12 protein-coding genes and 1 tRNA gene are annotated in these 15,572 nt (G+C 38.7%); 5 read left to right on the top strand and 8 right to left on the bottom strand.

Annotated features, from left to right (window positions below):
• Positions 1-46: 46 nt before the first annotated feature.
• Positions 47-2,077 carry an NADPH-dependent 2,4-dienoyl-CoA reductase gene (locus B554_RS0112050; RefSeq protein ID WP_019458242.1) on the bottom strand — a complete coding sequence of 677 codons (2,031 nt, stop codon included), beginning with the start codon at positions 2,075-2,077 and terminating at the stop codon, positions 47-49.
• A 262-nt stretch (positions 2,078-2,339) separates the two neighbouring features.
• On the opposite strand from B554_RS0112050, the gene argG reads away from it, so the two are divergent.
• On the top strand, positions 2,340-3,698 hold the full coding sequence (argG, locus tag B554_RS0112055) for an argininosuccinate synthase (protein ID WP_086496291.1): 1,359 nt from the start codon (positions 2,340-2,342) through the stop codon (positions 3,696-3,698).
• A 60-nt stretch (positions 3,699-3,758) separates the two neighbouring features.
• Here the strand turns inward: argG and B554_RS0112060 are convergent, their stop codons facing one another.
• On the bottom strand, positions 3,759-5,021 hold the full coding sequence (locus B554_RS0112060) for a diguanylate cyclase (RefSeq protein WP_019458244.1): 1,263 nt from the start codon (positions 5,019-5,021) through the stop codon (positions 3,759-3,761).
• Positions 5,022-5,170: 149 nt separating this feature from the next.
• Between B554_RS0112060 and pyrC the strand changes: the two genes are divergently transcribed.
• From pyrC to B554_RS0112075, 3 genes are all read left to right on the top strand, one after another.
• Entirely contained in the window at positions 5,171-6,205 is a 1,035-nt protein-coding gene (pyrC, locus tag B554_RS0112065) for a dihydroorotase (protein ID WP_019458245.1), read from the top strand.
• Positions 6,190-6,852 (top strand): ribonuclease T, encoded by a 663-nt coding sequence (gene rnt, locus B554_RS0112070; protein WP_004702976.1) that lies wholly within the window; start codon positions 6,190-6,192, stop codon positions 6,850-6,852. The genes pyrC and rnt overlap by 16 nt, the downstream gene beginning before the upstream one ends.
• An 18-nt stretch (positions 6,853-6,870) precedes the next feature.
• A tRNA-Glu gene (locus B554_RS0112075) sits at positions 6,871-6,946 on the top strand.
• Positions 6,947-7,031: 85 nt separating this feature from the next.
• Here the strand turns inward: B554_RS0112075 and B554_RS0112080 are convergent.
• Entirely contained in the window at positions 7,032-7,619 is a 588-nt protein-coding gene (locus tag B554_RS0112080) for a DUF2726 domain-containing protein (RefSeq protein WP_019458246.1), read from the bottom strand.
• 328 nt (positions 7,620-7,947) lie between these two features.
• Between B554_RS0112080 and B554_RS0112085 the strand changes: the two genes are divergently transcribed.
• Positions 7,948-8,631 (top strand): glutathione S-transferase N-terminal domain-containing protein, encoded by a 684-nt coding sequence (locus B554_RS0112085; protein WP_019458247.1) that lies wholly within the window; start codon positions 7,948-7,950, stop codon positions 8,629-8,631.
• A gap of 5 nt (positions 8,632-8,636) precedes the next feature.
• On the opposite strand, the gene B554_RS0112090 is transcribed toward B554_RS0112085, so the two are convergent.
• The 5 genes from B554_RS0112090 to B554_RS0112110 all read right to left on the bottom strand — a co-directional run bounded on the left by B554_RS0112090 (position 8,637) and on the right by B554_RS0112110 (position 15,561).
• Positions 8,637-9,881, bottom strand: a complete 1,245-nt coding sequence (locus tag B554_RS0112090; protein WP_019458248.1) for an NADH:flavin oxidoreductase/NADH oxidase family protein — start codon at positions 9,879-9,881, stop codon at positions 8,637-8,639.
• 185 nt (positions 9,882-10,066) lie between these two features.
• Positions 10,067-11,656 (bottom strand): ABC transporter ATP-binding protein, encoded by a 1,590-nt coding sequence (locus tag B554_RS0112095; RefSeq protein WP_019458249.1) that lies wholly within the window; start codon positions 11,654-11,656, stop codon positions 10,067-10,069.
• Positions 11,634-12,644: an ABC transporter permease gene (locus B554_RS0112100; RefSeq protein WP_019458250.1), complete on the bottom strand. Its 1,011-nt coding sequence runs from the start codon at positions 12,642-12,644 to the stop codon at positions 11,634-11,636. Before B554_RS0112100 ends, B554_RS0112095 begins: the two co-directional genes overlap by 23 nt.
• Positions 12,644-13,696: a microcin C ABC transporter permease YejB gene (gene yejB / locus B554_RS0112105; RefSeq protein WP_019458251.1), complete on the bottom strand. Its 1,053-nt coding sequence runs from the start codon at positions 13,694-13,696 to the stop codon at positions 12,644-12,646. Before yejB ends, B554_RS0112100 begins: the two co-directional genes overlap by 1 nt.
• A 29-nt stretch (positions 13,697-13,725) precedes the next feature.
• Positions 13,726-15,561 (bottom strand): extracellular solute-binding protein, encoded by a 1,836-nt coding sequence (locus B554_RS0112110; RefSeq protein ID WP_019458252.1) that lies wholly within the window; start codon positions 15,559-15,561, stop codon positions 13,726-13,728.
• Between the last annotated feature and the right edge of the window lie 11 nt (positions 15,562-15,572).

Here is a 15,572-nt window from a genome sequence, read left to right on the forward strand (position 1 = left end):
AAAAATATCATCGCTTTGTGTTCAAGTGCATATTGTTTCATCAATTTTACAGTTGAGCAGCTAATTCTGCTCCTTCTTTGATCGCACGCTTCGCATCTAGCTCTGCTGCAAGCTTTGCACCACCAATAATATAGTAGTTTGCTATAGTCGACTCGCCTTCTTTTGGCATCAAGTCTTTTACCGATTCTTGACCTGCACACACCACAACAGTGTCTACGCGTAAAAGCTGGTCTTGACCATTATGCTCAATCCACAGTCCTTCATCGGTAACAGCTTTATATTGCACACCACGCAGCATGCGTACACCATGCTTTTTAAGTTGTGCACGATGCACCCAGCCCGAAGTCTTGCCAAGACCAACACCGAGCGGTGTTGTTTTACGTTGCAGTAAATAAATCTCGCGGATTGCTGGTTCAACTACTGGTGGTTGCATACCACCTTCAGAAATATAATTTGGATCTGGGTCTACTCCCCATTCACGTTGCCACTCAGCCAAAGGTTGAGGCTGTGGCTGATGTGGTGGTTTAAGTAAGAACTCTGATACATCAAAACCAATACCACCGGCCCCAATCACTGCAACTTTTTGTCCAACTTCTGCACCTTGTAAAACTTGAGCATAGGAAAGAACTTGTGGTGCATTACTTCCTTCAATTTTTAAAGCACGTGGTATTACACCCGTTGCCACAATAACTTCGTCAAAACCTTCACGCTCAAGTTGCTCACGATTTACACGAGTGTTTAAACGTACATCTACACCTGTTTTTTGAAGCTGTACTTTAAAGTAGCGAATCGTCTCGTGGAATTCCTCTTTACCTGGTACAACCTTGGCAAAGTTAAACTGACCACCTACATCTTTATTAGCTTCAAACAAAGTCACTGCATGACCACGGCTTGCGGCAACAGTTGCAGCAGACATACCTGCCACACCGCCACCAACAACTGCAATACGCTTAGGCTGTTTAGTTTTTAAATAGACCAGTTCTGTTTCATGGCCTGCACGTGGGTTGACTAAACAAGACACACGTTTATTTTTAAATGCATGATCTAAACACGCTTGGTTACAGGCAATACAAGTATTAATTTCATCTACACGGTTGGTCGCAGTTTTATTTACCCAAAAAGCATCGGCCAATAAAGGACGAGCCATTTGAATCATATCTGCCTTGCCTTTTGCCAAAATCCCTTCGGCAGTTTCAGGCATGTTAATACGGTTAGATGCAATGACTGGAATTGAAATATGTTGTTTTACATGGGCTGTATAATCGACAAACGCTGCGCGAGGCACAGAGGTTACAATAGTTGGTACACGTGCTTCATGCCAACCAATACCCGTATTTAATAAAGTTACACCCGCTTTTTCTAAAGCTTTGGCAACAGTCACTACTTCTTGCATGGTATTACCGTCATGCACAAGGTCGAGTAGCGATAAACGGAAGCAAATAATAAATTTTTCGCCCACTTTCGCACGGATTGCTTTTACAATTTCAACCGGAAAGCGCATACGGTTTTCAATTTCACCGCCCCAACGGTCAGTACGCTGGTTTACATGGCGACTTAAAAATTGGTTAATCAGATATCCTTCCGACCCCATAATTTCAACGCCGTCGTAGCCTGCTTTTTTAGCAATGTCAGCGCACTTTGCGTAGTCTTCAATGGTGCTGAGAATATTTTTTTCAGAAAGTTGACGCGGTTTAAATGGTGAAATTGGCGATTTAATTGCTGTTGAAGACACAACAAATGGCTGATAACCGTAACGTCCTGCATGCAAAATTTGCATTAAAATTTTTGAACCATGTTTATGGACAGCGTGAGTCACTAAGCGATGCTGAGGAATATCAAATAAGCTATTCATAGTACCGCCAGCTGGAGCTAACCAGCCTTGACGGTTCGGAGAAATACCACCTGTCACAATCAGGCCAACCCCACCTTTTGCACGCTCTTCAAAATAAGCTGCGAGTTTTGGATAATTATAAAAACGATCTTCAAGTCCCGTATGCATGGAACCCATCACCACACGGTTTTTAATAGTGGTAAAGCCTAAATGTAATGGTTTTAATAAATTGGCGTAACTTGTCATGCTGCGTCCCAATAGTTTTTTGCAACTTGTTGCATAGTACTTTAATACTTTTTTAATAATTTTGGATGACCAAGAATTATTTTTTATTTGAGATTATGGTCAATCTACCTATATAGATGACAATCCCATATTTTATTAAATAATAAATACCAATCATAACAAGTGAATTAATGCTTTTTTTGCCAAAAAAGCACCATGAATAGTGCTACAATAGCCGCCATTCAGAATTCTCGAGACCACCTCAACGGGGTCTTTTTCATAAATGTTAGGATTAGCAATGACTGATAATGCAACTATCTTGCAGCATGTACCAGTAGGCAAAAAAGTTGGGATTGCCTTCTCCGGTGGTCTAGACACTTCAGCTGCTTTATTGTGGATGAAACAAAAAGGCGCTGAGCCTTATGCATATACTGCAAACTTAGGCCAGCCAGATGAAGATGACTACGATGCAATTCCAAAGAAAGCAGAACAATATGGCGCTGTAAAAGCTCGCTTAATTGACTGCCGCTTACAATTGGCGCTTGAAGGTATTGCTGCAATTCAGTGTGGTGCATTCCATATCAGTACAGGTGGCGTTCCTTATTTCAATACGACTCCACTCGGTCGTGCAGTAACAGGTACTATGCTCGTTACTGCAATGAAAGAAGATGACGTAAACATCTGGGGTGACGGTTCAACTTATAAAGGTAACGATATTGAACGTTTCTATCGTTATGGTTTGTTGACTAACCCAAATCTTAAAATTTATAAGCCTTGGTTAGATCAAAACTTTATTGATGAGCTTGGTGGCCGTGCAGAAATGTCACAGTTCCTCATCGACAACGGTTTTGACTACAAAATGTCAAAAGAAAAAGCGTACTCAACTGACTCAAACATGTTGGGCGCGACTCATGAAGCAAAAGATCTTGAATACCTAAATGCTGGTATCAAAATCGTTGACCCAATTATGGGCGTTGCTTTCTGGAAAGAAGAAGTTGAAATCAAACCAGAAGAAGTCACTGTACGTTTTGAAGAAGGTGTACCAGTTGCATTAAACGGCCAGACTTTTAACAATCCGGTTGAACTTATTCTTGAAGCAAACCGTATTGGTGGTCGCCATGGTTTAGGTATGTCTGACCAAATCGAAAACCGTATTATCGAAGCGAAATCTCGTGGTATTTATGAAGCACCGGGTATGGCCCTTCTTCATATTGCTTATGAGCGTTTGGTTACAGGTATTCATAACGAAGATACGATCGAACAATACCGCATTAATGGTTTACGTTTAGGTCGTTTACTTTACCAAGGTCGTTGGTTCGACTCTCAAGCACTTATGTTGCGTGAAACTGCACAACGTTGGGTTGCTAAAGCGATTACTGGTGAAGTGACTCTTGAACTTCGTCGTGGTAATGACTACACCATCATGAACACTGAATCTCCAAACTTAACGTACGAAGCTGAACGTTTAACAATGGAAAAAGGTGATTCAATGTTTACGCCAATGGACCGTATTGGTCAGTTGACTATGCGTAACCTCGACATTACCGATACACGTGCAAAACTTGGTATCTATACAGATGCTGGTTTACTTTCAATCGGTCAAGGTTCTGCTATTCCTCAATTAGACAGTAAGAAAAAATAATTTTCTTATGACGTCAAAAAAGCCACCTCTATAGGTGGCTTTTTTATATTTAAAATTAAATCAGGCAGTTTCTACGATTTGTAAAGGTTGATAATAAATTTGGTTACGACCAAGCTGCTTTGCTCGATATAAAGCCTGATCTGCGGCATGAATTAATTCATCTTGCCCCATTTTTAGCCCACCTGTATATACAGTAAAACCTAGACTGATGGTGACATATTTCGAAACTAAGGAAGCAGCATGTGGAATAGCTTGGCGTTCTATCGCTTTATAAATATTTGCTGCCACTGAATAAGCACCCTGTGCCGGTGTTTCAGGTAAAAGTACGACAAACTCTTCACCTCCATAGCGTGCAACAAAGTCGACATGGCGAATTGAGTTTTTAATTGCAGAAGCAATAGATGAAATAACCTTATCCCCCATCTGATGCCCATAAAAATCGTTATAGTTTTTAAAAAAATCAATATCAATAAATAAGACAGCTAAAGGACGTTTTTCTTGATTCGCACGGTAATAGTAAAAATCAAACATTTCGTCAAAAGTACGACGGTTTGAAATTTGAGTCAGCGCATCTTGCTGGCTCAATTGAAGCAATTCAGATGCTTCAATACGTAAAATTTGTTCATTAATTTCAGCAAGCTGATTACTTAAAAAAAGACTGCGCTCTCTTGAAATAAGCATAGTGCTTATAGAAAAACCCAAAATACAACTACCAAACAAAGCACGCCCAAGTGCAATATAGTCACAGTTCACATTTAATAAAATGAGTAACACAAAAACCAATATTGCCGCCGATAAGCCAACATAAAGCATATGCAAAGGTTTTATGCCACTCAAAATAAATCCAAGCATATATAAAAATGAAAGAAGCAACATCGACTGATTTTTAAGAGCCATATTTCCAACACTGAGCAACAGCATGGCACTTGTAATAATTGATAAAAAAACAATGCTACAGGCAGCAAAATAAAAATGCTTAGAGAGTTTTTTAAACCTAGCAAATACCCAAAATACTAAAAGTGCAAATGCAATATTCATTGCACTTAACAAACAGTAGACGAAATCTAAAGTTATATAAGGCACCCCGATTACAAAGTAGTCTGTCGGCAACACCAGTAAAATAAAAATGATATAAGTGAGTACACCACTTGCTAAAAATTTTGAGATGTTTTGCCGAGTTCGATCGAGGTTTAAAAGCCAGAATTTTTTTTCAAGTTGTTTTGGCAAAGGCATATTGGCGTAACGATGGGTATGTAGAGTGACCAAGTACTCGATTTCTTCTTTAGATTTGAGTAATTGATGGACATTTCCCCTATTCGCCACTAGTCGATTCCTACATATTTCGCGTTAACAAAATATAACATTAATTTTTAAAGCTCCCTGCGCTTTATTTTGCCATTTGTCCGTAATTCTCGTTACCATTTTCACACTTTATCGATTATCATTTGTTTTATTTCGAAGTTTGAACTGCCTTGAACTCTATTACCCTGCTCCAGCCAGATGATTGGCATGCACATTTACGTGATGGTTTAGCATTAAAACGTACTGTTCCAGATTTGGCTAAACAATTCGCTCGCGCGATCTGTATGCCTAACCTTGTGCCGCCTGTAAAAACAGTAGAAGAAGCTTTAGCTTATCGCGAACGCATTCTTGCTCATGTTCCAGAAGGCAATAATTTTGACCCTCGTATGGTGCTTTATTTTACTGATCACACTTCACCAGATGAAGTTCGTAAAATTAAAGAATCAGAACATGTAAATGCAATTAAACTTTACCCTGCGGGTGCGACCACAAACTCTGACAATGGTGTGAGTGATATTCGCAAAGTTTATGCAGTCATTGAGCAATTAGAAGAGCATCAAGTGCCGTTATTGCTTCATGGTGAAGTGACTCACAATCATGTAGATATTTTTGATCGTGAAAAACGCTTCCTAGATGAGGTATTATCACCATTATTGAAACAGTTCCCGAAACTTAAAGTTGTGCTTGAACACATCACAACAAGTGATGCTGCGCACTTTGTTTTAGAACAAGACCGTAATGTTGCGGCAACAATCACTCCTCAGCATTTATTATTTAACCGTAATGATATGTTGGTTGGTGGTATTAAACCGCACTTCTACTGTTTGCCAATTTTAAAACGTCAAACGCACCAAACGACTTTACTTGAAGTGGCGACTAGCGGTAATCCTAAGTTTTTCTTAGGTACAGACAGCGCCCCTCATGCACAAAATGCAAAAGAGAATGCTTGTGGCTGTGCAGGCTGCTATAGTGCACCTAATGCAATTGAGCTTTATGCACAAGCATTTGACCAAGTCGGTAAATTAGAGCGCCTAGAAGGTTTTGCTAGCCACTTTGGTGCGGACTTCTACGGTCTACCACGTAATACTTCTACCATTACTTTGGTTAAAGAAGACACCCTCGTTCCCGAATCTTTTGATTATTTAGATGATCAAAAAATTATCCCGCTGCATGCCGGGAAAACGCTGCAATGGAGAAAAGTGTGACACAAGAAAATTCTGTCCCGGTCATTGGCCAACGTTTTCGTGGCTTCTTACCTGTTGTTGTCGATGTTGAAACGGCAGGTTTTAATGCCCAGACAGATGCATTGCTAGAAATCGCGTGCATTCCAATTGTGTATGATGCTCAGGGACAATTTGTCCCTGGTCCTGCATTTCATGCACATATTAACCCGTTTGAAGGGGCAAACCTCGATCGCCGTTCGCTCGACTTTATTGGTATTGATCCATTCAACCCAATGCGTATAGCAATGGCTGAAGACGAGAGAACTGCGCTACGTCGTATTTTTAAATCGGTCAATGAAGTTCGTAAACAACAACATTGTACTCATGCAGTACTTGTAGGTCACAACGCGCATTTTGACCTTGGTTTTTTACAAGCAGCAATTGCACGTACAAGCACGAAAAACCAAAACCCATTTCATAGTTTCTCAGTCATGGATACGGTTACTTTAAGTGCTGTTATGTTTGGACAAACCGTGCTTGCTAAAGCATGTATTCAAGCTGGAATTGAGTTCGATGGTAAAGAAGCACACTCTGCTTTATACGATACTCAGAAGACTGCTGAACTGTTTTGCTATATTTTGAACAAACTGTCTCCTTACCTACTTGACAGTTTAGTGGCGGCTTCTTAAGATACCGCCATCCTCAACGTCCCTATCGTCTAGAGGCCTAGGACATCGCCCTTTCACGGCGGTAACCGGGGTTCGAATCCCCGTAGGGACGCCATATTCTTTCTATAAAGAATCATCGCTTCAAATTATTTTATCTCACTTCAAATTCCATTCATGAGATAAATTTTTTATTTCCAAAATCAAGACTTCAACTTTACTTCATCAATATGTTGAGTGGGTTGTATATTTGGATCATCTCTCTCGATGATTATTGCATCAGCTACTAACTTTGTTTTTGTTAAATCTGGTTCTATTAAAACTTGAGCTAATGAACTTAATGTAATATTAAAATCACGATGTATTTGTACTAGTTCTGGTGTTCGTTTATAACGTATGACTTTAAAACCTGCTTCGTGAATTAAAGCATCTCGCTCTGCATCAAACTTTTCTTTCCCTTTGTGGCTAGAATCATCTAACTCAACAATAGCAACGATATTAAATGCTTTATCCAAGACAACAAAATCAGCAACTTTTCGATTAAATAAATTACGCGTCGCGTATCCTTGCGCTGTCATAAAAGCACTGAAAGCGACTTGCGCTAAAATAATATGTTCAGGCAAAGCTTCCTTTAATTTCATAAAAGTGGGTTGTTCATTCATAGTAATGATAGGTTTTCCCTTGATTGGGTTGCGTTTTGCATTTCTATTTTTGCTTTCCCCTTTCTTTAAAACACTTAAAATCGCTAATACCATTATGACTATTAAAAATATGCCAACTATCGAAAACATCGAATTTCCCCTAAATAAGTATAAAAACTATTTTGATTTTAAAAATACAATTAAAAACGGCTAGTTATATCATCTGCTGTGAAACGATTTTATTCTTTTAGCAGGCTAAAACATAATTGTACATATTTGAGCCAGCAGTATAACGCATGTTAGCAACTTCGGTGATCAAGATCTAATCGGTTTTAAGACCCATAACTTTACCAGCAGTAATTTCTATGCCAATCCTCTCAAAAACATTATAAATTTATGATTTATAAATATTTTATTATACTTAAACTCTTTTCTACCCTATACTAAAATTAAATCAAAACTATAATTTGAACATGACATGCAAATTCGATTATTTCATTTACAAAATTCACGCTCTCAACGCATTATTTGGTTTTTAGAAGAATTAGGACTCAACTATGAGCTCATCACTAAATATCATTCGGACGAAGACAAAAATAATAACTCGCCGCATCAGTTATCAAAATTTCCAACCCTCGAAATTATTGAACACGAGCAATCTTCAATTTTGGCCGAAACCTCAGCAATCCTAGATTATTTCTCTCATTTACACCCACAACTGGGACAAAACAATTTATTAAGTCAACAACTACGAGATTTTTATTATTGGAAAAATTATTGTGAGGCAACATTCATTCCCGATCTGGTACTCAAACAAATCTTTCAACAAATTGCTGAGCGTACGCCTTTTCCAGTGCGTTTCATTCCAAAGCTTTTAAAATATGGATTCGATCAAGGTTATCTCAATCAATCATTACAACAACACATGAACATGATCGATAAACATTTAAAGCACCACTTATGGTTCGCTGGAGATCAGTTTACTACTGCTGATATTTTGATGTGGTTTCCGTTACTGGCTTGCTCACCAAATTACAGCCAGTTTAAACATATACAGCGTTATCTTGCCCAAATAGAAAACAGACCTGCCTTTAAAAATGCTTTAATTAAAGGTCAATGGTCTGCTTCTACTTTTCAGACTTACTGGGCTATTGCTTGGTAATTTATTTATGCAGATTTACGTGAATTCACGCGCCCTTGAACAACGGCCTTAATATTGCCCTTCGCGTAATTTAAAAACACAATTAAAGGCGATAGTTTTGGATTTGGCTTTTTACCCTGCCCAATTGCTTTAAATTGTGCTGCGTACCAAATAATTTCCATAATCGCCATTTTGTCAACAAAAGGTAAACCTGTTTTAATTGGTTTTACGGCATAGCGAACATCTTGGCCTGCGATTAAACGGTCAGTCAAATCTGTTTCAACAGCAAGTGGACGAGCAATACCAATAAAGTCACATGCCCCACTTGCCAGAGCAGCATTCATGCCTTCTACAGTACGGAAGCCACCTGTCACCATAAGTTTACATTTTACATGCTGACGGATTTTTTCAGCGAAGTCTAAGAAGTATGCTTCACGTGCAATGGTACTTGCTTTACGTTTATCGGCTTTAGCACCAGCCATTGCTGGTGCTTCGTAAGTACCACCTGAAATTTCAATTAAGTCGATCCCTGCGTCATCAACGGCTTTAAATACTGAAATCACATCTTCTTCGCTAATACCACCACGTTGGAAGTCGGCAGAGTTGAGCTTCACTGAAATAATAAAATTCTCTGAAGTTGCTTCACGTACCGCTTTATAAACTTCTAGTAAAAAGCGAGTACGGTTTTCAACTGAACCACCCCACTGATCTGTACGTTTATTGGTTAATGGCGATAAAAACTGGCTAATTAAATAGCCATGTGCACCATGTAACTGTACCCCTTCAAAACCTGCCTTTTCACAAATACGAGCAGCGTTCGCAAAACGTTTAATAATATCCAAAATTTCTTCATGCGTAAGCGCACGTGGCGTACCAAACATAGTCGCTAAAGCTGGGCTAAAAGGAACTGCCGAAGGTGCAACTGTTTCTTTATTTAAGCCTTTAGGGCACTGACGGCCTGGATGAGACAATTGAATAAGCTGTACCATTCCATATTGTTTACCAACCGCTGCCCATTCTTTTAAACGCTCTAGATCACGCTCAGTTTCAATCACCACTACCCCGGGTTCGTTTTTGGCCTCTACATTGACCATAACATTCCCAGTAATCGCACAGCCCAAACCACCTTTGGCCCATGCACCGTATAGGCCTAAATGTAAGTCATTCGGCTGGCCTTCATAGTTTGCAAGTGCCTCACTCATTGCACCTTTAATAATTCGGTTTTTAAATATGGTATTTCGAATCGTGATTGGTTGTGCAATCTGGCTCATGGTTAACCTCTTTTAATATTTTAGAGCAATTACTCTAATTTAGATGAGTTATAGGTCATGTCAAGGGAAAATCGATAACTGACAATAGCACATGTCAAATTTAAAAAGTATAGAGAAATGCAACTTTTTGCATTAAAAATTTAAATAATATTTATGCTTATAAAACAAAATCTTATTTAAATAAATTAAAGACTCGCCCTAATTAATTGCTTGGTATATTCAGTTTGAGGATCATTAAATAACTGTTCAGTCGGCTGATATTCCACAACTTTTGCATGTCGCAATACCATCACTTTATGACACAGTGCTTTGACCACATTTAAATCATGACTAATAAAAATATAGCTTAGGTGCTCTGTTTGTTGTAAACGTCGCAATAATTGAATCATCGCTTTTTGAGTCGTTCCATCTAAGGCAGATGTTGGCTCATCTAAAATTAAAAGTTTAGGTTGAACCACTAAAGCTCTCGCTAAAGCAACGCGCTGACGTTGTCCACCCGAAAGCTCGTGCGGATAGCGATGTTGAAAGTCTTCAGACAACTCAACTTTTACCAAAGCAGATTTAACTTGCTGTTTGATCTCGCTATCAGCTACAGCTTTCACTTTTAAGCCTTCAGCAATAATCTGCCCTACCGTCATACGCGGGTTTAAACTACCAAATGGGTCTTGGAAAACAATTTGTAAGTCTGACCTAATCTTACGCAAAGCTTTTTGTTCTAAGTGGTTTATGTCTTGCCCTAAAAAGATAATTTGCCCATCACTTTTGAGTAATCGAACCAGCGCTAAAGCCAATGAGGTTTTACCTGAACCACTTTCACCTACAACACCTAACGCTTCGCCTTGAGTAAGCTCAAAAGTTATATTTTCAATAGCAGTGGTATAACTTTGAATTCGGTTAAAGATACCACTCCGAATTGGGTATTTAACATTGAGTTGTTGAATAGATAAAATTTTATGACTGGAGAAAAGTGGCTGAGCAAAACCAAGATCATGATCTAACAATTGCTCAGTATAAATTGATGCAGGATTTTTAAAGATCTGTTCAAGCTGACCTTGCTCTACAACCTGCCCCTTGTGTAATACAATGAGTTCATTGGCATAACGGCGCACCAAATTTAAATCATGGCTAATTAAAATTAGCGCCATGCCATATTTATTCTGTAAAAACTTTAATAACTCTAAAATCTGTGACTGTAAAATCACATCAAGCGCGGTGGTTGGTTCATCTGCAATTAAAATTTTAGGTTGAAGTGCTAGCGCAGTCGCAATCATGACCCTTTGCTTTTGTCCACCAGAGAGCTCATGCGGATAACGTTTTAACATGTGCTCACAATTAGCAATTCCTACATCTTTTAATAGTTGAATAACCTGTTGCTGTACTTTGTTTTTTGACCAACCTTGTAGAATAAAATGTTCACCGACAATTTTTTCAACCCGATGCAATGGGTTTAAAGCCGTAGAGGGCTCCTGAAAAATCATGGCAATATGATGGCCACGTAAATAAGTTCTAGTCTTTTCGTCTGCGTCTAAAATATTTTTTGAATCAATAATAATACGTCCAGATGTTTTTAATTTTTCTGGTAATAAGCCCATCATCGCCAAACAGCTTATTGTTTTACCTGAACCACTTTCACCTACAATTGCAAGCGTATCACCAGCTTGTAAGTGTAAATTGAGACCCACCAATAAAGTCTGATCTTGCGTAGAGATTGAAAGATTTTCTATTTTTAGCAAGGTAGTATCTGAGTTCAATTTATTTTCTTGGGTCAAATGCATCGCGTGCCGCCTCCCCAATATAAATTAATAATGACAACACAAGAGCTAAGCTAAAAAACCCAGATAAAGCTAACCACGGTGCATCTAAGTTATTTTTACCTTGCAACAACAATTCACCTAAAGAGGCCGCATCTGGCGGTAATCCATAGCCCAAGAAATCGAGTGCGGTTAAAGCAATAATATTGGTGGTCAGAATAAAAGGTAATTGCGATAGGCTAGAACTTATGGCATTTGGCAAAATGTGCTTAAAAATAATTGTTCTATCATTTACACCCAAAGCCTGAGCTGCACGGACATAGTCAAGTTGACGCGCTTTTAGAAATTCAGCACGGATAATTCCCACAAGCACAGTCCAGCTAAAGAACAACATAATAAAAAATAGCCAATATACATTTGGGGTAAACATACTGACCAAAATCATGACCATAAACAGCATAGGTAAACCATTCCAGACTTCTACTAGTCGTTGTCCTAGCAAATCGACCCAACCACCATAGTAGCCTTGTATAGCCCCCACAAAAATGCCTAGTAGTGTTGCACAACTTGTTAAAGCCAAACCAAAAAGTAATGAAACTCTAAGTCCATAAAGAATACGTGCCAGTACGTCTCGCCCTTGGTCATCTGTTCCTAACCAATTCTGTTTAGAAGGTGGCGATGGCACAGGTACAGCTAAGTCTAAATTAGGTGTCTGATAAGAAAATTGAATGAGCGGCCAAATCGCCCAACCTTTATGATTAATAAGCTCTTGTACAGCAGGGTCTTTATAATCTGCTTCTGTTTCAAATACGCCACCAAAAGTGGTTTCGGGATATACCTTAAAAACAGGCAAATAATAAGCGTCCTCATATTTCACTAGCAATGGTTTATCGTTAGCAATGAGTTCAGCAGCCAATGAAATCACTAAAATGAGGCTAAACAAGATAAAGCTTGCCCACCCTAATTTATGTTGCCTAAAATTTTGCAGTCGTGATCGCACAATAAAAGACACTATTTGCCTCCTTGTGCATCAAAGTGAATACGCGGATCAATCCATTGATACAGCACATCGCAAATAAGTCGTAAAAGCAGACTAAACAGCGTGAAGAAAAACAATACGCCAAAAATAACTGGATAGTCTCGCTGAACAATGGCTTCAAAGCCTAATAAACCGACACCATCTAGATGAAAAATAATTTCAATAAAAAGATTTCCCACAAAGAAAATGCCTGCTAAAGCCTCTGGCAATCCAGCAAGAACCACTAAAATGGCATTACGAAATACATGTTTATATAAAACTTGCTGGCTATTTAAACCTTTTGCATAAGCTGCCAAGACATAAGGTTTATTAAGCTCTTCTAAAAATGAATATTTGGTTAAATAGGTTAGACTCGCAAAACCACCTAACACCATGGTAATAAGCGGCAAAGTCATGTGCCATAAGTAGTCTGTAATTTTTTCAAAAAAACTTAATTGATGAAAATTATCCGACACAAGATTTTGCAATGGAAACCAGTGAAAATATGACCCACCTGCGAAGAAAACAATAAGTAAGATAGCAAAAATAAAACTTGGCACCGCATAACCCACTACCAGTAACAGTGAAGTAGAACGGTCAAACCAAGAACCTTGTTGTTTGGCTTTTTTAATACCCAGCGGAATTGAAATAAGATAAATCAGCAAAGTGCTCCATAGCCCAATCGAGATCGACACAGGCATTTTTTCCCAAAGCAACTCAACTACTGGTTTATCTTTAAAAAAGCTTTGTCCAAAGTCTAGAGCTAAATAACCTTTTAACATCAACAAGAAACGTTCTACTGGAGGATGGTCAAAACCGTATTGTGCTTTAATTTGCTCTACCATTTCGGGGCTTAATCCTTTAGCACCTTGATAGTACATTTCAGTACCTAATATCCGCCCTGCTCCTACACCACTTTCTACTTCATGGATTGCTTGTTCAACGGGCCCACCTGGGGCAATTTGCACAACCACAAAGTTGATCAATAAAATAATGAACAACGTTGGAATGATTAAAAGAAGTCGCTTCAGAATATATGAACCCATATAACAGGATTTCCTTTAGATACGTGCTTTTATTGTTGATGTAAATATTGAGCAACTTTTTTGGCTTGGTTTGGATTAATCCACCAATACTCTATACCGGCTGAGAGCACAGGTTTCACTTTAGGTTGCTGATACATATTCCAGTACGCATACCAATAATCACCTTTTCCATAAGTCGGAATCTGGTAATAGCCTGCGCGAAGTAATCGATCAAGAACATGAGTATAAATAATTTGCTGTTCACGGTCTTTGGCAGTGACCAGTTTTGAAATAACCTCATCAATGACTGGATTACGAATACCAGCATAGTTATAGTTGCCATCTTGAATGGCTGCTGCGCTGCCCCAAAACTGAGCCTGTTCATTGCCCGGATTTAAAGATTGCGGCAAGTTCATGGTGGTCATGTCAAAATCATAACGGCGTGTACGCTCTAAATATTGCGGTGCATCGACTTGCCGTAAAGTAATATTAATTCCTAATTTTTTTAAATTTCTTACAAATGGCATGAGTGTTCTTTGTTTGCCATCTTGCTGAATAAGAAACTCAATGTGTACAGGCTTGCCTTCAGGCGTATATAACTGCCCTTCTTTAATTTTATAACCGGCCTGAATGAGTAATTGTCTTGCGATTAATAAATTTTGACGGTTAAAACCACTGGCGTCCGAAACTGGATATTTCCAGTCTGTCAAAACAGCTTTTTGCATAACTGGAGAAAGCTTTAGTAAAAGTGGCTTTAATATCGTGAGCTCACTCTTTGAAGGGAGACCAGTTGCGGCCAACTCACTATTTTCAAAATAACTTTGCAGTCTTTGATATTGTCCATAAAATAAAGCTTTGTTCTGCCATTCAAAATCATAGGCATAGGTTAAAGCTTGTCTAAAGCGAATATCGTTTAAAGGTTTTCGTCGTGTATTAAACACATAACTTTCAGTTGCAATCGGGTTATGGTGTCTAAATTTATATAGAGTGACTAAACCTGCTTTTACCGCTGGAAACTTGTAATCAGTGACCCATTTTTTAGGATTAGTTTCTTCATGCAAGGTATATTGCCCAGATTTAAAACCTTCGAATGCAATATCCCAATTGCGGTAATAAACATATTTTAAATGGTCGAAGTTATAGCGCCCTCTATTAATAGGCAAATCTTTTGCCCAATAATTCGGATTTCGTTTATAGCTAATACTACGTCCAGCATCAATTTTTTCAACAACATACGGCCCTGAACCTACAATCGGTTGCAAGGTAATACGGGTAAAATCACGGTTCTGCCAATCTGCTTTTGAGTAAATTGGTAAGCTCGCCACAACAAATGGCATTTTGGGATTATGACTAGACTTAAAAGTGAATTTAACTTGATGTGGGTTGATCACTTCTGTTTTTGCCAAGTCAGCAAGATACATTTGTAGGCCAAAATTAGATTTGGTCTGATACGTATCAAAGCTAAATTTTACGTCTGCTGCTGTTAAAGGCTGTCCATTACTAAAACGAGCTTTAGGATTTAAATAAAAAGTAACGGATTGGGTTCTTTCTGGGTTATACGAAACTTTCTCGGCTAAAAGTGGATATAAAACCCCAACTTCATCGAGTGACTGAGTCATTAAAGTATCAAAAAGATAATTTACCCCTTCTGTCGCGTTCCCCTTCCCATTCATGCTATTTAAATTATCAAATGTCCCTTGCGCGGCTTGACTCAACGCTCCACCCTTAGGTGCGTTTGGGTTGGCATAAGGCATAGCAGCGATTGCAAGGTATTTAGGCTTAGAATGAATTGCAATATAAGGCGTGGTTTGCTGTGCGGAGAATACAACTTGCGAAAAGACACTGAGCCCGACTAGCAGACTCAGTTGACAATATAACTTTTGCATAAAGTTCTAAT

Source organism: Acinetobacter sp. GG2 (assembly GCF_000292385.1).
GTDB lineage: Bacteria > Pseudomonadota > Gammaproteobacteria > Pseudomonadales > Moraxellaceae > Acinetobacter > Acinetobacter seifertii.